This window comes from Aeromonas sp. s5, assembly GCF_040907865.1.
In the GTDB taxonomy this organism is placed as follows: domain Bacteria; phylum Pseudomonadota; class Gammaproteobacteria; order Enterobacterales; family Aeromonadaceae; genus Aeromonas; species Aeromonas dhakensis.
In genome coordinates, this window is the sequence record NZ_JBFOCO010000006.1 from 1 (window position 1) to 24236 (window position 24236).

The following is a 24236-nucleotide window of genomic DNA, read 5'->3' on the forward strand; positions in this document are numbered from 1 at the left end:
TTGCTGCGATGAACGGCCGCAGGCCGCCCCGAAGGGGTGAGCCACGCAGTGGCGAATCATCCCTCCCTCACCGCCAAATAAAACAAAAGGGCCTGTCGCAAGACAGGCCCTTTTGTTTTATCCGATGACGGGCGGCTCGGTTCGGGCCCTGGTTCGACAGGTGGGCAGGATAGCCCGCCTGGACGGCCAGAGCCGCCCGCAGGGCGAGCGCCAGGGATGGCGCGAGTCAATCCCGACCCATCCTCAGATGTTAAAACCGACCTGATGGTCGGTTTTTTGTTTTGGGGAAGAAGTATCAGCCCATGTCGAAGAGGGAGGGTGAGAACCCTCGCCGGGTTCGAGCAGAGCAGCTTGCTGCGATGAACGGCAGCCGGCCCCCGATGTTTCCTATTGTCAACGCACGGCTCAGTCGCTATCACGCCCGTGCGGGTCATCAGGTTGAAATAAGTTCTGACTTGCGCAATGCATTGCGGAATTTACAGTTTTTTGCTCTGCATATGCAAACTTATCTGGATGAATATCTCGAATGCGCAACTTGTTGCGTTATTGCGATGATGGCTTGATTTGTGATTGATTCAACCTATTGTTTTAAAACAATAAAATGAATTGGCATGGTCACTGCTAACGGATTCGGTCGAGTGTCACTACCGTTCAACCAATCAGGAGCAATTCCATGCCAACTCCATGTTATATCAGCATCGAAGGTAAAACTCAGGGCAACATCACCGCCGGTGCTTTCACCTCCGATTCCGTCGGCAACATCTTCGTGCAGGGCCACGAAGACGAGATGCTGGTACAAGAGTTCCAGCACGTCGTGACCGTGCCGACCGATCCGCAATCCGGTCAGCCTGCTGGCCAGCGCGTCCACAAGCCGTTCAAGTTCACCGTTGCGCTGAACAAGGCCGTGCCGCTGATGTACAACGCGCTGGCTTCCGGCGAGATGCTGCCGAAAGTGACCCTGAAGTGGTACCGCACCTCCGTCGAGGGCAAGCAGGAGCACTTCTTCTCTACCGTGCTGACCGATGCCACCATCGTCGACATCGACTGCCAGATGCCACACTGCCAGGATCCGGCGAAGTCTGACTTCACCCAGCTGATCCAGGTCTCCATGGCCTATCGCAAGATCGATTGGGAGCACACCGTTGCCGGTACCTCCGGTGCGGACGACTGGCGCGCGCCGATCGAAGCGTAATTCTCAGTCAAAGGGCACTGCTTGCGGTGCCCTTTTGCCGTTTCTGGCATTTCCCGCTCCGTTTCAATACACGCGTTTTTTCTTTTGCCCGTTTGCCTGAGGTGAGGGGGCACAAGAAAAAATCCGAGTTTACGTCTTGCCGCACGCCGTCAAGGGCGTGCGGTAGCCATGGTGTCAGAAAAACCGGGGCGAAGGCGGATCTCTCACACGGCTTGAAGTGCCCCGCCTGATGGGGCTGCACGATATCTCAGGGGCGAGTAACGATGGCAGACTGCACAGGATTACAATTTACCGTCAAGGTGGGGGCTCTGCCCGAAAACACCTTCGTGGTGGCCGAGTTTGCGCTTGATGAAGCGCTCAACCGGCCGTTCAACCTGCGCCTGGAGCTGGCAAGCGCCCAGCCCGACATCGACTTTGGCGCCGTGCTGGACCAGCCGTGCGAGCTGCTGGTGTGGTACAACGGCGAGCTGCTGCGCCGGGTCTGCGGGGTGGTGAGCGACATGGCGCAAGGGGATAGCGGCTTTCGCCGCACCCGCTATCAGCTGCTGGTGCAGCCGGCGCTGTGGCGTCTGTCGCTTCGCCACAACTCCCGCATCTTTCAGGCACAGAAGCCCGATGAAATCCTCAGTATTCTTCTGCAAGAGCATGGCATCACCGACTACGCCTTTGCCCTCAAGAACGAGCACGCCAAGCGGGAATATTGTGTTCAGTACCGGGAAACAGACCTCGATTTCGTGAACCGCCTCGCCGCCGAAGAGGGGATGTTCTATTTCCACGAGTTTGAAGCGGGCAAGCACCGCATCGTCTTTGCCGATGACGCGGCCGCCCTGACCGCTGGCCCCGAGCTCTTCTTCAACCTCGGCAACCGCTCGCTTGAGCAGGGACCCTATGTGCGCCAGTTCCATTACCGGGAGGCGGTGCGGCCCTCGGATGTGGAGCTCAAAGACTACAGCTTCAGGACCCCGGCTTATGGCCTCTCCCACAAGAAGGTGGGAGCTGAGCTGACCCACCAGCGCGATACCTACCAGCACTTCGACTATCCGGGTCGCTACAAAGAAGACCCGAGTGGCAAGGCCTTTGCCCAGCACAGGCTCGATGCGCTGCGCAACGATGCGGTAGCCGGTAGTGGCAAGTCCAACAGTGCGGCCCTGCAGCCGGGGCAGACCTTCTCGCTGACCGAACACCCCAACGGCAGCCTTAACACCGATTGGCAAATCGTGCGCATCCAGCACACCGGCTTGCAGCCGCAGGCGCTGGAAGAGGAAGGGGGCAGCGGCCCCACCGTCTATCACAACGAGTTCGGGGTGGTGAAAGCCAGCACCACCTGGCGAGTGCGCATCGGCAGCCCAGAGGCCCCTCAAAAGCCCATGGTGGATGGCCCGCAAATCGCCATGGTGGTGGGGCCCGAGGGGGAGGAGATTTATTGCGACGAACACGGCCGGGTGAAGCTGCAGTTCCCGTGGGACCGCTATGGCAGCTCCAACGACCAAAGCTCCTGCTGGGTGCGGGTCTCCCAGGGTTGGGCCGGCGGCCAGTACGGCATGATGGCGATACCCCGTATCGGCCACGAAGTGATTGTGAGTTTCCTGGAAGGGGACCCGGACCAGCCTATCGTGACCGGTCGCACCTACCACGCCACCAACCGGTCACCTTACGAGCTGCCTGCCAACAAGACCCGCACCGTGCTGCGCACCGAAACCCACCAGGGGGAGGGCTTCAACGAGCTGCGCTTTGAAGACCAGGCGGGGCAGGAAGAGATTTACATCCACGGTCAGAAAGACCTGAACGTGCTCATCGAGAACGATGCGGCCTGGCATATCAAACACGACCAGCACACCGACATTGACAACGAGCGGGTCACGCGCATCAGAAAAGTGCCGGGTGAGGATGGCGCTCCGCCCAGTCTTGGCAACGATCATCTGACCGTTGAAGGAGAGAAGCGGGATCATATCAAGGCTGACTACTCGCTGACAGTGGATACCTCCATGCACCAAAAACTGGGTGACAGCTGGCTCACCCAGGCGGGGCAAGAGGTGCACGTCAAGGCCGGTGCCAAGGTGGTGCTGGAAGCGGGTTCTGAAATTACCGTCAAGGTCGGCGGCTGTTTTATCAAGGTCGATGGCGGTGGTGTCACCCTGGTGGGGCCCACCATCAAGATGAACTCGGGTGGTAGCCCGGGTTCGGGTTCGGGATGGGGCGGCAAGTCACCAGTTGACCCTCTGGGTGTCAGTGTTCCCCCCAAACCCAAGGTACCGCTCACTCCTGCGCAACTGGCCACCATGAAGAGTGCCGCCCCTTTCTGTGAAGAGTGTGAAAAATGCAAGGAGGGTGGCTGTGAAATTTGAGATCACGCCGGTGGAAGAGTGGATACAGAGGCAATCAGCCCCTCTTTATGCTGTGCTGGCCGGAGCCAGCGATGCGGCTCCCTTGCAGAATTACTACCAGCTCGATGGCCGCGAAACGCCACGCGGGCTCTATCTCGGCACCCCTTATGAAGACTGGCATCCCGTCATGCCCTATCTGGTGGCCCTCGACAAGGAGAGCCCCTTTATCGAGTGGGCGCAGAGCACCGAGGCAAGCGACTGGGGCTGGATAGTGGCAAGCGAGCAGCCTGTCGATACCCTCTATGCCCATCTGCAGGGGCTGACCCAGATCTGGCACCAGGGGGAAGCGGTGTTCTTCCGTTACTGGGATGGTGTGTATCTGAAGTGCATTCTGGTCCAGCTGGGGGAGGGCTTCACTGCCTTGATGCCTGGGTTGAGCGGGATCTGGGTCGGAGGGGACGGCTTCGAATGGGCTGCGTCAGAAGCCGCACCACCACGCGCATTCCCCTGGTGGGAGCTGCCCCCCGCCATTGCCGCGACATTGGCGAGGCAGGATACCGGTCCCCTCGTCAATAACCTGATGCAGCAGTTGGCGGATCAAAACGGTCAGCTCTACTGGTCATTTCCCGAGGTGAACCTGCGCTGCAAGGTTGCTCGCTTTGTCTCCCGTCATTCATCCCCTGATATCGATCTATTTCCGGCGCTGGAAGCGGCGCTGATCAATGAGGTTCAAGCATGAGCAATGCCGGCCAGGCCGTCTTCAACGAAGTGATCGCCGATTATCGCAACGTTCTGAATGCCTATCGCAAGGATGCCGAGAGTTTCTTTCTGGGCGACATGCTCAGCATGGACATGGAGCAGACAATCAAGGTGGGCGACAAGACCATCACGGCATCGTCCAGCAGCAAGAAGGCGCAGTCCGTGGTGACGCAATGCCCGCTGAGCGGCACTTTGCGTCTGGTTCATCTGTTTGAATCCGTACGTTTTATTCCCATCGGCAATACCCCGTACAAGGTGGAAGCGGGGAAACTGGTGCGCGGACGATTTGTCAGCGAGGCGGTAGCCAAGGAGGGAACCCTGGATGGCAAGGGCATTGCCGAGGTCGGTAAGCTGACCCCGGGCAAGTCCTATCGGGTTACCTTCTACCCCAATGTGAAGAAGAGCGATCTGGATACCTTGTTCACCTCTTATGTGCCCGTTCAAAAAGACCTGGAGGCATGGCTTACCAAGGAGTGGAACAGTGAGCACAAGGCTGCGTGGGCTCGTTACAGGGGTACTGGTGGTGGGTTTGGCAGCCATGCTCTGGCGGCAGCAAGCGGTATCGGCAAGGCACTGGTCGGGGTGTGGGACGATCTTAAAACCATCTACAACCTGCTGGCCGATCCGGTAGGCAACGCCAAAAAGCTGGCCGCCTTCGGAGTGGACGCAGCGGCCATGGCCAAGGCTGGGGCCTCCCAGATGGAAGCTGCCATGCTGGTACTGCAAGATGAAGCGCTGCTTTATCTTTATGCCTATGCCTTGGTGTGCTGGGTCAAGATGTTGCCCCCTGATCAGCAAACCGAGTTTGGTGCTCAGGTGATTTCGTCGGTGCTGATTGATGTGATCATCGGTGTGGTGCTGACCGGCGGTGCTGGTTTGGCTGCACGCTATGGTGCCAAGGCTGCCACCATGGCCAAGAACAGTGACCGGGTCATGCGACTGGTCACCTCCTTGGTCAATCTCTCCAAAAAGCACAATTTGGCCCAGCACGCCCAGAAGGCGAAGAAGGTGCTGGTCGCGGGGGCTGCACCGTTGAGCCCGGCCAAAAAAGCGGATCTCAAGCTGGTCGATGGCAATGCCAAAACGTTGGTGGAAAAAGGAACTGCGGCCAAACGCCGGTTCCAGGGGCACACCGAGATTAAGCAGGTGAACAAGACTCCGGATGCCTCCAAACAGGCAGTTACCCCGGCCAACCGGCCCCATCAACCGGAGGCCAGCACCTGCAAGAACAACTGCCCGGTCTCCATGGTGACGGGGGAAGAGTTGCTGGCACTGCAAGATGGCGAACTGCCGGGCCTGCTTCCCTTTGTCTTCGGGCGCCTCTATCGCACCTCCGCCGTCGCGCAATCCTGCGGCATGGGGCTTGGCTGGACGCATGCTCTTGCGCATCGTCTTGAACGTCACGGCGATACCCTGACCTGGTGGGATGAGGAGTCCTTGGCAACTGAGCTGCCGTTGCCATCGATAGCCCGACCCATGGTGACCAACCTGCTGTCGGAGGCGGCGGTCTACCTCGGTGACGAGGCTGATGAAGTGATCCTGGCCAAGGCCGGTTCGCCGTTCCTGCATTTTACCTGGCATGGTGATCGCGGGCGGCTAACCGGTTTTTCCGATCCCTACGGCAATCGGCTGACGGTGCGTTCTGACCGTCAAGGGCGCCCCGCCTGGGTTGAAAATGAAGGGGGGCTGGCCCTTCGTCTCGCCTATGAGGGCGACCACATCATGGCGCTCGATTTGCAGCGCTTTGATGGCATAGCCTGGCAGCACCAGGCCACGCTGCAACGCTACCACTACGATGACCATGGTCATCTGGTGGCGGCCGAGAATGGGGCCGGGGAGTGCGAGCGTTATCGCTATCGCGATGATGGGGTCATTGTGGAGCGCCGCCTGGCTGGCGGTGCCGGTTTCTTCTGGGAATGGGAAGGGGAAGGCAAGGCCGCCCGAGCCATCCGTCACTGGAGCGATGTGGCGGGTTTTGATGTCACCTATGGCTGGGATGATGACAAGGGGGAGGTGACGGTACTCAATGCCGATGGCAGTCAGGAGGTGTATCAGCACGACAGCCAGGCACGCCTTGTCCGCCAGCAGGATCCGGATGGTGCGATAACCGAGTTTGCCTACAACGACAAGGGCCAGAAAGTACTGGCCCGCGACCCGCTGGGGGCCGAGATCCATTATCACTATGACGAAGAGGGGATGTTGGCCCTCGAAGTGGCTCCCGACGGCAGTCAGACTGCCTATTACTACTGGGATGGCCGGGTTCGCAAGGTAGTGCAGGGGGAGCGTGAATGGCGCTTTGAGCACAATCCGCAAGGGGATCTGATTGCCAGGCGGGATCCCCTGGGGAACGAAACCCGTTATGGCTATACCCCCCAGGGCAAGCTGTGCTCTGTGGTTCACCCGGACAGCACCCGCACCGAACTGGTGTGGAACCGCCTTGGCCAGTTGATCGAAGAAAAAGGGGTCGATGGCGGGATAAGCCGCTGGCGCTATGACGAGCGGGGCCGCCAGATCGTGCGGCAAGACCCGCGTGGCGCAATCACACGCTATGAATGGGACGCGACAGATCGCCTCAGTGCCGTCCATCTGCCCGGGGGCGGCGTTCGCCGCTATGAGTACAACGCCTATGGCAAGGTCACGGCGCAGTGGGACGAGCTGGGTCGCGAGACTCGTTTTGAATATCACCCCGGCCTGCATCTGGTGAGTCGGCGCATCAACCCAGATGGCAGCGAGCTCAAATACCGCTACGACAACGCCAAGCTCTTTCTCAGCGAGATCGAGAACGAGCATGGTGAACAGCATCGTATCCATTACCATCCCAACGGGCTGGTAGCACGGGAAACCGGCTTCGATGGTCGCACCACCGCCTACCGTTATGATCTCAACGGACGCCTGAGCGAAAAAGTGGAGTTCGGCAAGCAGGAGACCGAGCTGGTCACCCGCTATGAGCGCGACCCCATGGGGCGCTTGCTGAAAAAGTCCCTGCCAGATGGTCGCGAGATCGCCTTCGAGTATGACGGTCATGGCCAGCTCATCCGGGTCGACGACGGTGCCTGGCCCCTGGCATTTGACTACGATGGTGCCGGTCATCTGCTGGCCGAGCATCAGGGGTGGGCCTCAAGCCATTTCCGATACGATGCCATGGGGCGGCTGTCACATTGGCAACTGCCCGACGGCAACCAGCTTGGCTATCACTATCAGCACGGAGCGCTTGGCGGAATTGATCTCAACGGCGCCGAGCTCACGCGCCACCAGGTGGTGGGGGGGCTTGAGCTGCGCCGGCAGCAAGGGGAACTGACCCAGCAGTACGAATATGACGAGCAGGGGCGCCTCTCGGCGCTGCGTCTGCAGCGGGGCAAGCAGGTCGCCCGCGAGCGGCGCTATGGCTATGACGGAACGGGCAACCTGCTGCGCATCGATGACAGCGTGCAGGGGGAGCAGCACTACCGCTACGATCCGCTGGACCGCTTGCTGGAGGTGCGGGGCGAGCTGACCGAGCGCTTCTTGCATGATCCGGCCGGCAACCTCCTGGGTGAGAGTTCGGGTGGCCAGTTCGATGGGGCCCGCACCCAGGGGAACCGGCTGCTGTTCAGTGGCGATCGCCACTTCGAGTACGACGAATTTGGCCGATTGGCGCTGGAGCGGCGCGGCAAGGGTCAGCAGCTGGTGACCCGCTATCACTACGACTGCCAACACCAGCTGGTGAGGGCTGAACTGCCTGATGGCAGCACCGCATGTTATGCCTACGATGCTTTTGGTCGCCGCATTCGCAAGACGGTAAAGGGGGCAAAAGGCGAGCAGATTACCGAATTCCTGTGGCAGGCCAACAACCTGATTGCCGAGAACAGTTATCTGCTGGGTGATGCTCAGCGCCGTACTGACGAGCAGTACCGCAGCTTTATTTATGAACCCGGCAGTTTCAAACCCCTGGCACAACTGGAGGGGGAAGGGCAGAAGGCGGAGGTGTTCCACTACCAGCTTGACCACCTGGGCACTCCCTTGGCACTGACCCGTACAAGCGGGGTCACCGCCTGGCAGGTGCGCTATCGAGCCTATGGCAATGTCTGGCGCGAAGAGATCGCCGAGGTGGCAACACCTTTGCGTTTCCAGGGGCAGTATTTTGACGCCGAGACGGGGCTTCACTATAACCGCCACCGCTACTATCAGCCCGGTACGGGTAGATTTATCACCCCCGACCCGATAGGCTTGGCCGGCGGGCTCAACAACTACCAGTATGCTCCTAACCCGACTGGCTGGGTGGATCCACTGGGGTTAAGTAATGTGCCGGGACAGTGCCCTGGTTCAGATAAAGATCTTACAAGACGAGCATATCTGAATAATAAATTCGGCCGTACTGGTGAGGTCAATGCTGACATAAATCAGAGGGCGAGGAAAAAAATTGCATTTGACTTTTATAAGGGGCAGGGTTTTGCCGAAGAAAGCATACCTAGTCATTTGAATGGAATTGACTTCAGTCACGATGTGCGTATTGAAACCCTCAATAGAGGTAAAAAAGTATATCAGTATCAATCACCAGGTGCCCCACAAGGTAATTACTATGCAATGCATAGCAGTGTGACTCCATCAGAGTTGGGTATTGGTAAGATGGGGGAGAATAGGGCTAAAGGAACAGTGGAACTTAAACTGAAAAAACAGTATGTAGTTAATGAAAAAACTAAAGTGATTCGTTCTACCTCTAAGGCAATTGATGATACTTGGTCTGTTAGAGGTGTGACTCAGCCATCTTCTGGTGGCGGCACTCAGCTCTTTACCACAGAAAAACATATATTTGTAGAGGGTGTTGAATAATGATTAATAAAGATGATTTTCAACAAATGGCTTTGAAAAACCGTTTTTTATTAGAGCAGTTTACAGATTTCAAAGAATTTTTTTTGTCATGGACCGCTTTGCTAAAAAAGAATGGTGATAGTTATCTAATTGAGAATGATGGTAGGGAAGGATGGTTGATTCTATATTCAGAGAATTCTAATGGAGGATGGGATGAGGTGGAAAAGGTTGTTTCTCATAGGTTTCACAAAGATGACTACGTAAAGCAATGTGAACTATGGTTGTCTAGAATATAAAGATAAAATGTAAGTGTTGTGGTGCATGCGATTTTTGGTGAGCCTTCGAATGGTTGAGGTTGTATACCAAGCAGAGTCGTAGGCTCGATTAGCCTAGTGTAATCGGACATAATCTAATGAATCTGTATAGATCTGGTTGTCATCTGATACTAGACTGGGTCTTTATTGGTTCAATCATGCCTCGGATGTGTAAAAGTTAGGGTAACGAAGTTTCCTTATCTTTTTATTTTATTGCATCCCTCATGTTCCTGATAAAACTGAAGGTAATCAAGGTTCTCATTTCAATGAACGCCCTATTTAAAATAAGAAAACAGGGAAGGTTGATAGTACAAAATAATATTATAACTTCAGAGTCAAGAGGTGATGTATGAGATGGTCTGATCTTCCGGGGAGTGAACTTGTGTCCAGCGTATACTCAATTGCCCCCGAAATATCAGAAGTGTCATTAATGAGTCTTTCCTTGGAGTTAATTGATGGAAAAGCAATGCTTGACTTTGATTTGAGCGATAACTTACCAGACAAAGTACCAGTAAAATGGGGTGTAAACTATAACCGATGCCGTATAGGGCTTGGATGCCATGTTGTTTCACAGTTTAGTATGAGTGGAGACTTTTATTCTTGTAATGGTACGTTAAGTATATCTCGTGGTAATGAATGTTATTGCATTTCTTTCTCCTCGGAAATAATAAATTTCAATTTTGAATGTAAGGTTGTCTATGTGACAGGGCCTTCTGTATATACATCAAGTTAAATCCAAAAACAATATTCATTTGTTTTTTGTGATTATTTTTAATATCTTGTCAATATGTTGGATTGATCTGCAGTTTAACATCTAAAATGTCGAAATAGGCTTTAAATATTATTTAATAAAGATGGAATGCTTGGTTGTATATAGTTACATCATGGCTTGTTTTTACTTCGTCATTAGCTTAGGTGTCGGTAAGTATAATATGAAAAAATTCTGTTTTTTAAGCACCTCTAACGGTTGGTTATTATGTGTATTTCTTATATCTGGCTGTTCTTCGCCAATATCATCACTAAACGATCAACAAGTAAGCCAAGCCGCCCAGCAAGGCCAGGGCAATGCGCAATATGAGCTGGCCAACCGTCTGGCGGCCAAGCCGGATTATCCCGAGGCGATGCGCTGGATGAAGCAGGCCGCCGATCAAGTCGGTCCGCTGGCGGCAGATGCCGATATTAGGGGCAAGGCCGCACTACAGGTGGGAAGTTGGTATCAGGCGGGGTTGGGAGAACCTAAAAATCCTGTACTGGCCAAGCAGTGGTGGCAGCGCTCCGCCAAGTTGGGCAATTCGGAGGCCAGCTATCAACTGGGTCAGGACTGCCGGCAACGGCACAAGGGCAAGCTGGCCAGTGAGTGCCTTGACTGGTTCGAACAGGCGGCCAAGCGCGATCATGCGAATGCCCAGTTGGCTCTGGGGCAGTGGTATGCAGGTCAGGCGGGGGCTGATGCTGATGCCGTCAAATGGTTGGAGAAAGCCGCCGAACAAGGTAATCGGGATGCCCAATTCCAGCTTGGCGCTCGCTATGAACAAGGGAAAGGGGTGAGCAAGCGCCCCGATCTTGCCCTGCGCTGGTATGAGAAAGCTGCTGCCCAGCAACAGCCGGATGCCTTGTTGGTGCTGGCGCGCAAGGCGCCATCTGAAGAGGCATTCGTTCTCTATCAGCGAGCTGCCAATGCGGGGGCTGTATCGGCACAGTTGTGGTTGGGACAAGCCTATCTGGTCGGTGATCTGGTTGCTCAGGATCTTGCGCTTGGCCGTTATTGGCTGGAGCTGGCAGCAGGCAGTGGTTCCCATGAAGCAGAATATCAATTGAGCCTGCAACAGAGCGATAGCGCCGCGCGAGAACATTGGTTGACACGTGCCGCAGAAGGGGGATTCAGCGAAGCTCAGTTGGCATTGGCGCAATGGCAGCAAGAGCAAGGTGACCTGGTGACCGCGCGCCACTATTTTGCTTTGGCAGCAGCACAGGGCAACGTCGATGCTCACTATGCCTATGGCGAGATGCTACGGCTGGGATTGGGCGGCAAGGAAGACTACCCGCAGGCGCTTAAAGAGTATCGACTGGCCGCCAATGCTCAGCACCGATCTGCTCAATACCGCATGGGTATGATGCGAGAGCAGGGGTTGGGAGCTCCACGCAATAGACTGCATGCCTATGCATGGTATCTGCTTGCTGCCACGGATGGAAACAGTGAGGCTTCTGAAGCACGTGACGAGCTTGAAAAAGGTATGACTGAAAAAGAGAAGAGCGCAGGGCAAAAACTGGCTCAGCATTGGTTTGTAGCGCTTGCCAAAGGGAAGAAATTGAACAGTTAGTCTGTTTCTTGTCAACAATGATGAGATTTACAATCTACCTGAACGGTCGAAGATCCAGAGTGCTTGATATAAGCCGCCTTATCCTGGTGATATCGTCGTGCATATTATGTTCTCCAGTCCCTTCATTGTTTTGCATGATGAAGGGATTTTTCGTTTTTGAACGGTAATTTTTTGTTACATATCCATGTCTGGTTGCGACAATCATTGTCGCATTGGATTGTGGTAAAATGTATGAATCACTAACGCTCAAAGTGAATGACTCTGGAATATGTTTTTCTGAGAGCGTGGAGGATATGGGGTGTATTTTAAAATATCACGAAAAGGCATTGTGATTTTGCACTAACTTGTTGTTTTTACTTGTTTTTTTTCTTTTTGTTCTTCTTCGCTGATAAATAATCAATTGACTATCTGTGCTACACGCATATACCATGCGGCGCAAATGGCTCTAGGGCCAATATGACCTCTAACAAAGAGTAGAGGCAAAATCGGATTGTATAGATAACAAGATGCATACTGCGTTTTTGATTATTAGAGCTTTTGCTTTTGTATATCGGAGACGCATCGTCAGCTGATGAACTACTCACTTAATCCGTCAGTGAGTTCAGTCAACTGTCATTTTTGACAGTTGTTGGTATGTGCATTGGCTATAAGCTTTAGGGTCTTTGTTGACCTTTAACTTGGTATTTAGAGCATGGGAAAAGGAATTGACGGCGGCACTGTTGCGCCCAAAGAACGTATCAATATCAAATATGTACCGGCAACCGGTGGTCAGCAGGCGGAAATAGAGCTTCCGTTGACCATGATGGTGGTCGGCAATATGAAGGGTCGTACCGAAGACACTCCGATCGAGGAGCGTCAGACCGTCTCCATCGACAAGAATAACTTCTCGTCTGTCATGAAAGAATCCGCGCTGGAACTGAAGTTTTCCGTTCCCAATCGTCTGGAAGAGAATAGCCAGGATGAGCTGCCGGTTTCGATCAAGATCCAATCTCTGGAAGACTTCACCCCTGACAGCGTGGCACAGCAAGTGCCCGAGCTGCGCAAGCTGTTGGAACTGCGTGAGGCCTTGGTTGCCCTGAAGGGACCGCTGGGTAATATCCCTGCCTTCCGCAATCGTTTGCAGGATCTGCTGTCCAGTGATGATGCTCGTGAGCAACTGCTCAAGGAGCTGGATTTGATTAAGCCTGCCGAGTGATCGCCGGGTTGGATTGACTGAACGAGAAAGGAACAAACATGTCTTTGGTCGAAGAACAGGTTCAAGCGGGGGCGAGTGCAGCCTCCTCGTCCTTGCTGGACGAAATCATGGCTCAGGCTCGTATCACCCCGGTGGACGAGGGTTACAGCGTTGCCAAGCAGGGGGTTGCAGCCCTGATCGCCAACATCCTGGACAGCGGTACGACCAGTGAGCCGGTTAACAAGGCGCTGGTCGACAGCATGATTGTCGAGCTCGACAAGAAGCTGAGCAAGCAGATGGACGTCATCCTGCATGCCAAGGAGCTGCAGGAGATGGAGTCCTCCTGGCGTTCCCTCAAGCTCTTGGTGGATCGCACCGATTTTCGCGAGAACATCAAGATCCAGGTGCTGCATGCCACCAAGGAAGAGCTGCTGGAAGATTTCGAGTTCTCGCCCGAAATCACCCAGTCCGGTCTCTACAAGCATGTCTACTCGACTGGCTACGGTCAGTTCGGTGGTCAGCCCGTCGGCGCCGTGATCGGTGACTACGCTTTTACCCACAGCTCCCCCGACATCAAGCTGATGCAATATGTCAGCGCGGTGGGTGCCATGGCCCATGCGCCGTTCATCTCTTCCGTCGCACCAGCTTTCTTCGGTGTCGACAGCTTTACCGATCTGCCTTCCATCAAGGATCTGAAATCGGTTTTCGAAGGTCCGGCCTACACCAAGTGGCGTTCCCTGCGTGAATCGGAAGATGCCCGTTATCTGGGGCTGACCGCACCGCGCTTCCTGGCGCGTCTGCCGTACGACCCGACCGAGAACCCCATCAAGGGCTTCAACTATCAGGAAGATATCAGCTCGGATCACGACCACTATCTGTGGGGCAACACCGCCTATCTGATGGGCACCTCCCTGACCGACAGTTTCGCCAAGTATCGCTGGTGCCCGAACATCATAGGCCCGCAGAGCGGTGGTGCCATCCACGATCTGCCGGTACACGTCTATGAAGCCATGGGCCAGCTGCAGGCGAAGATCCCGACCGAGGTGTTGATCACTGACCGTCGTGAATACGAGCTGTCGGAAGAGGGCTTCATCACCCTAACCATGCGTAAAGACAGCGACAACGCCGCCTTCTTCTCCGCCAACTCGGTGCAAAAACCCAAGGTGTTCCCGAACACCAAGGAAGGGAAAGAAGCGGAAACCAACTACAAGCTGGGGACCCAGCTGCCCTACATGTTCATCATCAACCGCCTGGCGCACTACATCAAAGTGCTGCAGCGCGAGCAGATCGGCTCCTGGAAGGAGCGTCAGGATCTGGAACGCGAGCTGAATGGCTGGATCAAGCAGTACGTTGCCGATCAGGAGAACCCGCCGGCAGACGTACGTAGCCGTCGTCCGCTGCGCGCCGCCCAGATCAAGGTGCTGGATGTGGAAGGGGAGCCGGGCTGGTACCAGGTTGCCATGGCCGTGCGCCCGCACTTCAAGTACATGGGGGCGAGCTTCGAGCTCTCTCTGGTAGGTCGACTGGACAAGGAATAAGGCCCGATGCCGCATCTCTCTTCCTGGGATAGAGGAAATGCGGCCAGCCTGTTTGATCGCATCCGGGGGGAGGGGCTTGGCTCCTCCCCTCGTTCGGAAGTTGATGAACTGGTCGACTCTGTCAAACGGCAGCTCGACCAGATCCTCAACACCCGTCCCGGCAATTGCCGCAGTGCACCCGATCTGGGGGTCATTGATCTCAATGACGCCACTCAGGGCAGTGCGGATATCAAAGGACGGATCCGGGAAGCGATCCGGCAATGCATCCGCCGTTATGAACCGCGGATCATCCATGTGGATGTTCGTTCACCGGACTATCAGGCGAGCCCGCTTGAGATGTCGTTTCAGGTGACGGCCCACGTGCGGCTGGAGCATATCGAGCAAGTTACCTCGTTCAACGTCCATATGGACAGTCACCGTCACTACCGCATGGTCTGATCAATGTCGCTGGAACATTACTTCAGGGATGAACTGGCATTTTTGCGCCTGCAAGGGCGTGAATTTGCCGACGCCTATCCTGAACTCACCCGCTTTCTGTCGGAGCAGAACACCGATCCGGACGTGGAGCGCCTGCTGGAGGGATTCGCCTTCCTCACGGGCAACCTGCGCGCCAAGATTGAGGATGAGTTTCCCGAGCTGACCCACGGTCTGCTCAACATGCTCTGGCCCAACTACCTGCGTCCCGTGCCCAGCATGACCATCATGCAGTTTTCGGTCATTCCGGGGGCCATCGCCCAGCCGGCGCTGGTCAGGCAAGGCTGCCAGCTCGACAGCCTGCCCATGGACGAGGTGACCTGTCATTTCCAGACCTGTCACGATACCTGGGTCTATCCGGCCGATATCCGTCATATTGCCGCCCAGAGTGGCAACGATCTCTCCACCATCTCGCTGGATATCGCCCTGCATGCCCCTCTGCCGCTCAGCGAGCTGCAACTGGACAAGCTGCGCTTCTTTCTCGGTGGCGACAGCTACACCGCCTATGAGCTCTACTTCTGGCTCTCCAACCAGCTCTCCCATATTGAGCTTGAGATCGACGGCAAGCGCTTTCGTCAGGAGGCCAAGGCCCTCAAACCGGTCGGCTTCGAGCGCGGTGATGCGCTCTTGCCCTATCCGAACAACGTCTATTCCGGCTACCGGATCCTGCAGGAGTATTTCTGCTTCCCGGAAAGCTTCCTCTTCTTCGAACTCGCCGGTGGCGACTGGCCCAAACAGCCGTTGCCGGTGAGCGAATTCAAGGTGCACTTCTGTTTCGATCGGCCGCTGCCGGCGGAGCTCAAGATCCGTCCCGACTCCTTCATGCTCAACTGCGTGCCGGCCATCAACCTGTTCCAGCACGACAGCGAGCCGGTCAACCTCAATGGCCGTCAGGCGGAGTACCCCCTCAAGGCGAGTTATCGCCACGCCGACAGCTTCGAGATCTTCTCGGTGGATCAGGTGGAAGGCTGGGTCGAGGGGAACCTCGGCCGCTCCCGCGGCACGCCGCGCATCTATCAGCCGTTCGAGAGCTTCCAGCACCAGATCGAGCGGGCCAAGCAGCGGCTGGCGCTCTACTACCGGGTGCGGGTCAAGGAGGCGGTGAGCGGGGATGGTTTCGAGCACAGTCTCTCGTTCGTGCGCGGGGATGAAACCACCACGGTCGAACTGGATGAATCCATCTCGGTGACGCTCACCTGCACCAACCGCTCCCGCGCCGCCCGCCTCAAGGTGGGCAGCGTCTGCGTGCCGACCGGCAGCTCACCCTCGTTTGCCACCTTCCGCAACCTGATCCGGCCGACCCGGCCGCTGCGCCCGGCGCTGGACGGCAGTCTGCACTGGACGCTGATCTCCAACCTGTCGCTCAACTATGTCTCCCTGTTGCGCCGCGATGCCCTGGTCCAGGTGTTGCGCACCTACGATTTTCCGGCGCTGCACGACAAGCAGGCGGAACAGGCCTCGCGCAAGCGGCTGGCGGGGATCGAGGAGATCGAAACCAAGCCGGTGGACCGGCTGGTGCGCGGCATGCCGGTGCGGGGGCTCAAGTCGGTGCTCTCCATCCGCCAGTCCGCCTTTGGCAGCGAAGGGGAGCTCTATCTGTTCAGCACCGTGCTGGCCCACTTCTTCTCGCTGTACGCCAGCGTCAACGCCTTCCACCTGCTTGAGGTGGTCAATCTCGACAACAAGGAGCGCTATCAGTGGCCAGTCCAGATCGGTCAGCACTCCCTGATGTGACGTCCGGCAAGGACGCGCCCCGTTTCAACTTCTTCCAGCTGGTTGAGCTGCTCAACCGGCTGGATGGTGCCGATCAGGAGCGGGGGCTCGACTACCTGCCCGGTGACGAGAACATCCGCTTCAAGGCGACCGCCTCCCTGGGGTTCCCTACCAGCGACGTGCTGCAGATTGGCCGGGACGGACAGGGCCGCCACGAGCTGGAGGTGGCTTTTCTCGGCCTGCATGGCAGCCAGTCGCCGATGCCCGGCTATTACCTCGACTCGTTGGCATGGGAGTACGCCCAGGGGGAGCAGAAGCTCGGCCTGTTCCTGGATTTCTTCCATCACCGTCTGCTGACCCTGCTGCACCGGATCTGGCGCAAGTATCGCTACCACGTCCGGTTTCAGGACAACGGCGAGGATGGTTTCTCCCGCCTGATGTTCGCCTTGGTGGGGCTTGGCAACGAGGCGGTCTGCCAGAGCCTGCCGGTCAACCGGGCCAAGATGCTCTCCTATGCGGGCATGCTGGCCAGCCCCAGCCGCTCCCCCGAGGTGGTGGCTGGTCTGGTGGCCCACTGTTTCGATCTGGCGGACGTGGAGGTGAGCGCTTGGCAGTGGCGCAAGGTGCCTATTCATCAGGATCAGCAAAACCGCCTCGGCGGTGCCTGCGCCACCCTGGGGGATGACTTTGTCATCGGCGACAAGGTGAACGACTGTGCCGGCAAGTTCTTGTTGAAGATCAACAACCTGAGTTTTGGCCAGTTTCTCGGGTTTCTGCCGAACGGGGAGCACTTCCACGCCCTGGTGACCTTCGTCTCCTTCATCCTGCGCGATCAGCTGGCCTGGGATCTGCGGCTGGGTTTCGGCCAGGAGCAGGCGAGGGGACTGAGACTCGGTGAAGAGCAGAGTGCCCGTCTGGGGTGGAGTACCTTTCTCGGTCAGCCGCCGAGCGATCCGTTCGTGACCATTTGTGTGCAGGAATAAGCGCAGAAATACGCTGCGCAGAACATTTAAGTACAGAGATCAGTGCAGGAGTAACCGTGGACGATTTTAACCAGCAACTTTCCCTGGTGGTGCTCAACAGCGAACAGCTCGACGGCAGCCAGCAGGTGCAGTACCGCTTCGACGAGATGGGGGGGACCCTGGGGGCCTCCGAGCAGGATGACTGGCAGCTGCGGGACAGGTTGGGGGCCGTGCTGCCCGCCCACGCCCGCATCGAGCTCAACGACGGTCGCTTCTGCCTGTGCGATCTGAGCGGCCAGACCTATATCAATGGCGCCACCTCACCCATCGGGCGGGCCCGCAAGGTGCATCTGGAGCAGGGGGACGAGCTCATCGTCGGCCCGTTCCGGTTGCGTACCTACCTGGGGGCCATCACCCCGGAGCAGAGCCTGCAGCAGGTGCTGGGCAATCGTGCCACCGAGCAGCTCGACGAGTGGCTGACCGGTGATGAGCCCGCCGCCCGGGCCGATGATCCGCGCACCTTGGCGGCCGATCCCCTGCTGGCACTGCAACAGGAGCGCCGGACCCCCAATTCGTTGATGGATGGCTTGCCAACAGCTGGCGTGCCGACGGATGGCCCGCTGGCGGATAGTCGCCTGCAGGCTTCACCGCGTTCACAGCCGGATGTGGACGTTCCCCCCCTTGCCCCCTTTTCTGCTGTCGAGAACACCATGAACCAAGAATTTCTGGATATGCCCAGCATCGAGAACCACCCCGATTATCAGCTGTCGCTGGACGGCGTCGATCACGTGGCCCTGACCCCGCTGATGCGTGGCCTGGGTCAGCCCTTGCAACTGCAGGACACTCAGCAGGCCCACGACATGCTCGAAGAGATGGGCAAGACGGTGCGGGCCATGGTGGAGGGGTTGCTGCAGTTGCAAACCGAACAGGCGGCGCTTGCAGACAAGCATCTGCGCCCCATCGAGGACAACCCGCTGCGCCTGGGTCTTGACTATGACGAGACCCTGGCGGTGCTGTTTGCCGAGCAGAAGAGCCCGGTCCACCTGAGCGCGCCGGCGGCGGTGACCGAGAGCCTGCACAACGTGCGTATTCACCACGTGGCGAACCAGCAGGCCATCGGCGCGGCGCTGGACAGTATTCTGCAAGCCTTCTCGCCCGAGGCGCTGATCGGCCGGTTCGAACAATACCGCCGCAGCGGCGCGCCGGGCATGACCGATGAAGGCTGGGCCTGGAACATGTACCAGCACTACTACCGCGAGCTCACCTCCGCCCGCCAGCAGGGGTTCGACAAGCTGTTCCACCAGGTGTATGCCCAGGCCTATGACCAGGCCGTGCGTCAGCAACAGGGACTGATTTGATGATACGTGCGCTGATGCTGGGCGCCGCGCTGCTGGCCCTGGCTGGCTGTACCACCATGGGCAAGATGGCCGACGTCGCCATGAACCCGGATATCCAGGTGGGCAGCAATGACAGTCAACCCTCCACCCTGGGGCTGAGCCTGCTGGCGGAGCCAGATGTCAACCCCAACGAGAGCGGGGAGGCGGCGCCCATCGAGTTTCAGGTGGTGCTGCTGGCCGAGGATTCCAAGCTGCTCGCCACCGACTACGACCAGGTGACGGCAGATGTCGAGAAGGCCCTTGGCAAGAACTACCTGGATCATCAGGACTACACCCTGCTGCCGGGCCAGTTCAAATACCTGCCCCCCGTCAAGCTCGACGAGAAGACCCGTTACATCGGCGTGATCGCACGCTACGCCGACCCGGACAGCGCCGAGTGGCGCAAGGTCATCAAGATCAAGAGCAAGGGTGCGGCTTATCAAATCCTGGTGCACCTGCGCCTGGATGAAGTGGAACTGCAAAAAGAAGAAGAATAACCATGTCGAGTCGAAATCGGGTTATCTGGCGTGAGGGGCTCTTCATCAAGCCCCAGCACTTCCAGCAACAACAAAGGCATTCGGATTACGCGCTGCACGCTCGCCTGAGCGCGCTGTCCGACTATTTCTACGGCTTGCAGTCGCTCGCCATCAACGAGGATTACCTCGGCTTTGGCCGCATCGCCCTGGTGGGAGCCACCGGCATACTGCCGGACGGGACAGTATTCAACATTCCCAACGATGACATGCTGCCGACCCCGCTGGAGATCACCGACGCCTCGGTGGCCAACCAGAAGGTCTATCTGGCGCTGCCGCTCTCGGTAAGCGGCGTCAACGAGGTGGGGCAGGGCGGCCAGGTGGCTACCCGGCTGCAGGCCCATCGCCACGATGTGCGCGATCTGCACAGCGAAGGGGGGGACGTGGTCTCCCTCGAAGTAGGGCGGGTCAGCCTGCGGCTGATGCTGGAGCGGGAAGATCGCAGCGCCTACGCGTCGCTCGCCATTGCCCGCATTCTGGACAAGCGTCCGGACGGCGGTCTGGTGCTGGATCCCAACTTCATGCCCTGCAGCATCAGCGTCTCCGCCATCCCGACCCTCAAGCGCTTCCTCGGCGAGTCGGCCGGCCTCGTGGCCGAGCGGGCCCGCAGCCTCTCCCAGCGCATCGCTGCGCCCGGTCAGCAAGGGGTGGCCGACGTGGCCGAGTTCATGATGTTGCAGCTCCTGAACCGGGCCCAGCCCCAGCTCTCTCATCTGGCGCGCCTGGGCACCCTGCACCCGGAGCGGCTGCACGAGTCGCTGGTCCAGCTCTGTGGCGAACTAATGACCTTTACTGACGAGTCCCGCCTGCCGCCGGAGTTCCCCGCCTATCGTCACGACGACCAGCAGGTGAGCTTTGAGCCGGTGATGCTGGCCCTGCGCCAGGCGCTCAGTACCGTGCTGTCGCCGCGCGCCGTCTCCATCCAGCTGCGCAAGCACCAGTACGGCATCATGGTGGCCATGGTGAACGAGAGCGAGCTGATGAAAAGCGCCGACTTCGTGCTGGCGGTGCGCGCCCGCATGCCGCAGGAGCAGTTGCGCAAGCAGCTGCTGCAGCAGACCAAGGTGGCCTCCAGCGACAAGATCCGCGAGCTCATCAGCCTGCAACTGCCCGGCATTCCGTTGCTGCCGCTGCCGGTGGCGCCGCGCCAGCTGCCCTATCACGCCGGTTACAGCTACTTCCAGCTCGACCGGCAGAGCCCGGCCTGGCAGATGCTGGCGGTCAGCAACACCCTTGCCTTCCACATTGCCGGCGACTTCCCCGAGCTTGACATGCAGCTCTGGGCCATTCGCAGCCAGTGATCGTACCAAGGAATAAGCAGAGATGACCACGGACATTATCAAGAACGAGCAACTCAGCGACCTGCTGTTCGATCACGCCGAGCAGCTGGACATGGATTCGGATTACTGGTTCCGCCTGCGCGGCCAGAGCATCAACCCGATGATCGATGCGGTGACCCCCTTGCTGGGGCTGGTACAGCGGGTGCGCCTGCTGTCGCGCTATGACCAGGTGCCCGAGCTCTACCAGCGGGTGGTGACCGAGATCCAGGCCATCGAACAGGAGCTGATGGCCCAGGGTTACGAGAACGGGGTGGTGCTGTCGTTTCGCTACATCCTCTGCACCTTCATCGACGAGGCCGTGATGGGGCGCGACTGGGGCAGCCAGAGCGAATGGTCCCAGCACTCCCTGCTGGCCCGCTTCCACAACGAGACCTGGGGCGGCGAGAAGGTGTTCGTGCTGCTGGCCCGTCTGCAGGAAGACCCGGTGCGCTACCGCGACATCTTGGAGTTCATCTACCTGTGCCTCTGCCTCGGCTTCGAGGGGCGCTACAAGGTGATGAGCCAGGGGCGGGAAGAGTTCGAACGCATCGTGCGCCAGCTGCACAAGCAGTTGGCGCCCGAGGCAGGTGGTGAGGCGCCCAGCGTGTTTCACCTCGATCTGGGGCAGCAGGCCTCCCGCTATCAGCTGCGCAAGCAGGTTTCCCTGCGCAGCCTGTTCATGGGCGGGGCGCTGATCCTGGCGCTGATCTTCGGCCTCTATCACCACCAACTCAATAACCAGACCCAGGACGTACTGCGTCAACTGGGCGAATTATTAAAATAAAATACTAAGGAGAGCACGCCTTGATTCGTATAGAGCTACCGGTACTGGTGGAAAGACTCAACCCCATCTGCCGTCACATGCTGGAGGAGGCCGCGGCCCTCTGTGTCAATCACCAGGGGGCCGAGATCCGCATCGAGCACCTGCTGCTCAAGATGCTGGAAACCCCGCTGAGCGACGTGCGCCAGATCCTGAAGGTGGCCGAGGTCGACGTTGAAGAGCTGAAGACCCTGCTGCAACCCTCGCCGGCTGACAATGGTTATGGCCAGGGTTACCCCTCCTTTTCGCCCATGCTGGTGGAGTGGCTGCAAGACAGCTGGCTGCTCGCCTCCGCCGAGCTGCAACACGCCCAGCTGCGCAGTGGTGTCATGCTGCTGGTGCTGTTGATGACCCCGCAGCGCTATCTGCCGGGCTCGGTGACCCGCCTGCTCGCCAAGGTCAATCGCGAGCTGCTGCGCCAGCAGTTTGACGAGTGGGTCAAGGAGTCCGCCGAGATGCAAGTCACCACGACCCCCGGCGGCAAGACGGCCCAGGCCGCGCTGCCGGCCGATGCCAGCCTGCTGGCCCGCTTTACCGTCAACGTGACCGAACAGGCCCGCCAGGGCAGCCTGGATCCTGTGCTCTGCCGGGATCACGAAATCGACCTGATGATCGACATCCTCTCCCGTCGTCGCAAGAACAACCCCATCGTCGTGGGGGAGGCCGGTGTCGGCAAGAGCGCCCTCATCGAGGGGCTGGCTCTGCGCATGGTGGCGGGCCAGGTGCCCGAGAAGCTGCGCGGGGTCGAGCTGATGACCCTGGATCTCGGTGCCATGCAGGCCGGCGCTTCGGTCAAGGGGGAGTTCGAGAAACGCTTCAAGGGGGTGATGCAGGAGGTCAAGGACGCCGTGCAGCCTGTCATCCTGTTCATCGACGAGGCACACACCCTGATCGGGGCCGGCAACCAGGCTGGCGGGCTGGATGTCTCCAACCTCATCAAGCCGGCGCTGGCCCGGGGCGAGCTGCGCACCATCGCCGCCACCACCTGGGGCGAATACAAAAAATACGTGGAAAAAGACGCGGCCCTGTCGCGCCGCTTCCAGCTGGTGAAGGTCGGTGAACCCGATGCCGACGAGGCCACCGTGATCCTGCGCGGCCTGCGCAGCATCTACGAGAAGGCCCACGGGGTACTGATCGATGAGGAGGCGCTGCAGGCGGCCGCCCAGCTCTCCGCCCGTTACATCTCCGGCCGTCAGTTGCCGGATAAGGCGATCGATGTGCTTGACACCGCTTGTGCCCGGGTGGCCATCAATCTCACCACGCCGCCGCGCGCGGTCAGCCACCTGCAAAACGCGCTGCGCCAGCGCGAGCTGGAGATCCGCCAGCTGGAGCGCCAGAGCCTGATCGGCCTCGGTGACAACGCAGATCGCCTGGCCGAACTGCAGGGGGCCCAGCAGGCTTGCCGTGAAGAGCTGGCCGAGCAGGAGGCCCGCTGGCAGCAACAGCAGGGGCTGGTGCACCAGATTGTCGAGCTGCGTGCGGCCCTGCTGGCCGATCAGCAGGATGAGATGCTGGCCAGAGAGGCGCTGGATCTCGCCGACGCGCCGCTCGATCCGCAAGCCGCTGCCGAGCAGCTGGCCACCCTCGAGCGCGAGCTGGCCGAGCTGCAGCAAGGAGAAGTGCTGGTCTCAGCCCACGTCGACAAGACCCAGATTGCTGCCGTCATCGCCGAGTGGACCGGGGTGCCCCTCAATCGCATCTCGCAAGGGGAGCTGGACGTGGTGACCCGATTGCCGGAGTACCTCGGCGAGCTTATCAAGGGGCAGGATGTGGCGGTGGCCCACCTGCACAAGCACCTGCTGACCGCCCGCGCCGATTTGCGTCGTCCCGGCCGCCCGCTCGGCGCCTTCCTGCTGGTAGGGCCGAGCGGCGTCGGCAAGACCGAAACCGTGCTGCAGATTGCCGAGCTGATGTTCGGTGGTCGCCAGTATCTGACCACCATCAACATGTCCGAGTATCAAGAGAAGCACACCGTTTCCCGTCTCATCGGCTCGCCGCCCGGCTACGTCGGTTTCGGCGAGGGGGGCGTGCTGACCGAGGCCATTCGGCAGAAACCTTATTCCGTGGTGCTGCTGGACGAGGTGGAGAAGGCCCACCCGGACGTGCTCAACCTCTTCTATCAGGCGTTCGACAAGGGCGAGCTGGCGGACGGGGAGGGGCGCATCATCGACTGCAAGAACGTGGTCTTCTTCCTCACCTCCAACCTCGGTTTCCAGACCATAGTCGATCATGCCGAGCAACCGGACGTGCTGCTGGATGCCCTCTATCCGGAGCTCGCCGCCTTCTTCAAGCCAGCGCTGCTGGCACGGATGGAGGTGATCCCCTATCTGCCGCTCGGTCACGATACCCTGGTGCAGATCGTCGGCGGCAAGCTCAACCGGCTGGTCAAGTTGCTCAAGGAGCGTTTCGGCGCCGAGGTGGTGCTGGACGATGAGGTGGCCGAGGAGATCCTGCTGCGGGCCAATCGCAGCGAGAACGGCGCCCGGATGCTGGAATCCGTCATCGATGGGGCCCTGCTGCCGCCGGTCTCTCTGCAACTGCTGCAGCGCCTCTCGGCCGGTGAGCCCATCAAGCGCGTCCACTTTTCCGTGGCCGATCACCAGTTCGTGGCCGAGGTGGGGGCTTGAGT

The 24236-nt window shown here is 58.5% G+C and carries 17 protein-coding genes; all 17 read left to right on the forward strand.

What is annotated here, in order from left to right:
• Positions 1-673 precede the first annotated feature (673 nt).
• The 17 genes from hcp1 to tssH all read left to right on the forward strand — a co-directional run bounded on the left by hcp1 (position 674) and on the right by tssH (position 24234).
• The gene (gene hcp1 / locus AB5Y94_RS04300) at positions 674-1192 is read left to right on the forward strand and encodes a type VI secretion system effector Hcp1 (protein WP_010634242.1); all 519 of its coding nucleotides are present in this window, start codon (positions 674-676) and stop codon (positions 1190-1192) included.
• A 263-nt stretch (positions 1193-1455) separates the two neighbouring features.
• Complete coding sequence (gene tssI, locus AB5Y94_RS04305; protein WP_368205020.1) at positions 1456-3537, forward strand: type VI secretion system tip protein TssI/VgrG; 2082 nt, start codon at positions 1456-1458, stop codon at positions 3535-3537.
• Positions 3527-4255, forward strand: coding sequence for a DUF4123 domain-containing protein (locus tag AB5Y94_RS04310; RefSeq protein WP_368205022.1), 729 nt, complete (start codon positions 3527-3529; stop codon positions 4253-4255). The genes tssI and AB5Y94_RS04310 overlap by 11 nt, the downstream gene beginning before the upstream one ends.
• Positions 4252-9084 (forward strand): polymorphic toxin type 46 domain-containing protein, encoded by a 4833-nt coding sequence (locus AB5Y94_RS04315; protein WP_368205023.1) that lies wholly within the window; start codon positions 4252-4254, stop codon positions 9082-9084. The genes AB5Y94_RS04310 and AB5Y94_RS04315 overlap by 4 nt, the downstream gene beginning before the upstream one ends.
• Positions 9084-9359: a hypothetical protein gene (locus AB5Y94_RS04320; protein ID WP_368205025.1), complete on the forward strand. Its 276-nt coding sequence runs from the start codon at positions 9084-9086 to the stop codon at positions 9357-9359. The genes AB5Y94_RS04315 and AB5Y94_RS04320 overlap by 1 nt, the downstream gene beginning before the upstream one ends.
• A 367-nt stretch (positions 9360-9726) precedes the next feature.
• Positions 9727-10110, forward strand: a complete 384-nt coding sequence (locus tag AB5Y94_RS04325; protein WP_139753163.1) for an Imm50 family immunity protein — start codon at positions 9727-9729, stop codon at positions 10108-10110.
• 199 nt (positions 10111-10309) lie between these two features.
• The gene (locus AB5Y94_RS04330) at positions 10310-11698 is read left to right on the forward strand and encodes a tetratricopeptide repeat protein (RefSeq protein ID WP_126882030.1); all 1389 of its coding nucleotides are present in this window, start codon (positions 10310-10312) and stop codon (positions 11696-11698) included.
• Positions 11699-12389: 691 nt separating this feature from the next.
• Positions 12390-12893 (forward strand): type VI secretion system contractile sheath small subunit, encoded by a 504-nt coding sequence (gene tssB, locus AB5Y94_RS04335; protein WP_005299975.1) that lies wholly within the window; start codon positions 12390-12392, stop codon positions 12891-12893.
• A 38-nt stretch (positions 12894-12931) separates the two neighbouring features.
• Positions 12932-14410 (forward strand): type VI secretion system contractile sheath large subunit, encoded by a 1479-nt coding sequence (gene tssC / locus AB5Y94_RS04340; RefSeq protein WP_005299978.1) that lies wholly within the window; start codon positions 12932-12934, stop codon positions 14408-14410.
• Positions 14411-14416: 6 nt separating this feature from the next.
• Positions 14417-14848: a type VI secretion system baseplate subunit TssE gene (gene tssE, locus AB5Y94_RS04345; protein WP_005299981.1), complete on the forward strand. Its 432-nt coding sequence runs from the start codon at positions 14417-14419 to the stop codon at positions 14846-14848.
• A gap of 3 nt (positions 14849-14851) precedes the next feature.
• Positions 14852-16618 carry a type VI secretion system baseplate subunit TssF gene (tssF, locus tag AB5Y94_RS04350; RefSeq protein ID WP_054545063.1) on the forward strand — a complete coding sequence of 589 codons (1767 nt, stop codon included), beginning with the start codon at positions 14852-14854 and terminating at the stop codon, positions 16616-16618.
• Positions 16582-17580 carry a type VI secretion system baseplate subunit TssG gene (tssG, locus tag AB5Y94_RS04355; RefSeq protein ID WP_017787306.1) on the forward strand — a complete coding sequence of 333 codons (999 nt, stop codon included), beginning with the start codon at positions 16582-16584 and terminating at the stop codon, positions 17578-17580. Before tssF ends, tssG begins: the two co-directional genes overlap by 37 nt.
• 56 nt (positions 17581-17636) lie before the next feature.
• Positions 17637-18917 (forward strand): type VI secretion system-associated FHA domain protein TagH, encoded by a 1281-nt coding sequence (tagH, locus tag AB5Y94_RS04360; RefSeq protein ID WP_042050940.1) that lies wholly within the window; start codon positions 17637-17639, stop codon positions 18915-18917.
• Positions 18917-19432 carry a type VI secretion system lipoprotein TssJ gene (gene tssJ / locus AB5Y94_RS04365; protein ID WP_005299990.1) on the forward strand — a complete coding sequence of 172 codons (516 nt, stop codon included), beginning with the start codon at positions 18917-18919 and terminating at the stop codon, positions 19430-19432. The genes tagH and tssJ overlap by 1 nt, the downstream gene beginning before the upstream one ends.
• Before the next feature lie 2 nt (positions 19433-19434).
• On the forward strand, positions 19435-20769 hold the full coding sequence (tssK, locus tag AB5Y94_RS04370) for a type VI secretion system baseplate subunit TssK (RefSeq protein ID WP_017764290.1): 1335 nt from the start codon (positions 19435-19437) through the stop codon (positions 20767-20769).
• Positions 20770-20791: 22 nt separating this feature from the next.
• Positions 20792-21571: a type IVB secretion system protein IcmH/DotU gene (icmH, locus tag AB5Y94_RS04375; protein ID WP_017764291.1), complete on the forward strand. Its 780-nt coding sequence runs from the start codon at positions 20792-20794 to the stop codon at positions 21569-21571.
• 20 nt (positions 21572-21591) lie between these two features.
• Positions 21592-24234: a type VI secretion system ATPase TssH gene (gene tssH, locus AB5Y94_RS04380; protein WP_368205028.1), complete on the forward strand. Its 2643-nt coding sequence runs from the start codon at positions 21592-21594 to the stop codon at positions 24232-24234.
• The last annotated feature ends 2 nt before the right edge of the window (positions 24235-24236 follow it).

Bases quoted from the DNA above. Each gene is read 5' to 3' on its own strand.
- tssB (WP_005299975.1), top strand. From the start codon at position 12,390: ATGGGAAAAGGAATTGACGGCGGCACTGTTGCGCCCAAAGAACGTATC.
- AB5Y94_RS04320 (WP_368205025.1), top strand. From the start codon at position 9,084: ATGATTAATAAAGATGATTTTCAACAAATGGCTTTGAAAAACCGTTTT.
- AB5Y94_RS04315 (WP_368205023.1), top strand. From the start codon at position 4,252: ATGAGCAATGCCGGCCAGGCCGTCTTCAACGAAGTGATCGCCGATTAT.
- tssI (WP_368205020.1), top strand. From the start codon at position 1,456: ATGGCAGACTGCACAGGATTACAATTTACCGTCAAGGTGGGGGCTCTG.
- hcp1 (WP_010634242.1), top strand. From the start codon at position 674: ATGCCAACTCCATGTTATATCAGCATCGAAGGTAAAACTCAGGGCAAC.
- tssF (WP_054545063.1), top strand. From the start codon at position 14,852: ATGTCGCTGGAACATTACTTCAGGGATGAACTGGCATTTTTGCGCCTG.
- tssK (WP_017764290.1), top strand. From the start codon at position 19,435: ATGTCGAGTCGAAATCGGGTTATCTGGCGTGAGGGGCTCTTCATCAAG.
- tssE (WP_005299981.1), top strand. From the start codon at position 14,417: ATGCCGCATCTCTCTTCCTGGGATAGAGGAAATGCGGCCAGCCTGTTT.
- icmH (WP_017764291.1), top strand. From the start codon at position 20,792: ATGACCACGGACATTATCAAGAACGAGCAACTCAGCGACCTGCTGTTC.
- tssJ (WP_005299990.1), top strand. From the start codon at position 18,917: ATGATACGTGCGCTGATGCTGGGCGCCGCGCTGCTGGCCCTGGCTGGC.
- AB5Y94_RS04325 (WP_139753163.1), top strand. From the start codon at position 9,727: ATGAGATGGTCTGATCTTCCGGGGAGTGAACTTGTGTCCAGCGTATAC.
- tssC (WP_005299978.1), top strand. From the start codon at position 12,932: ATGTCTTTGGTCGAAGAACAGGTTCAAGCGGGGGCGAGTGCAGCCTCC.
- AB5Y94_RS04330 (WP_126882030.1), top strand. From the start codon at position 10,310: ATGAAAAAATTCTGTTTTTTAAGCACCTCTAACGGTTGGTTATTATGT.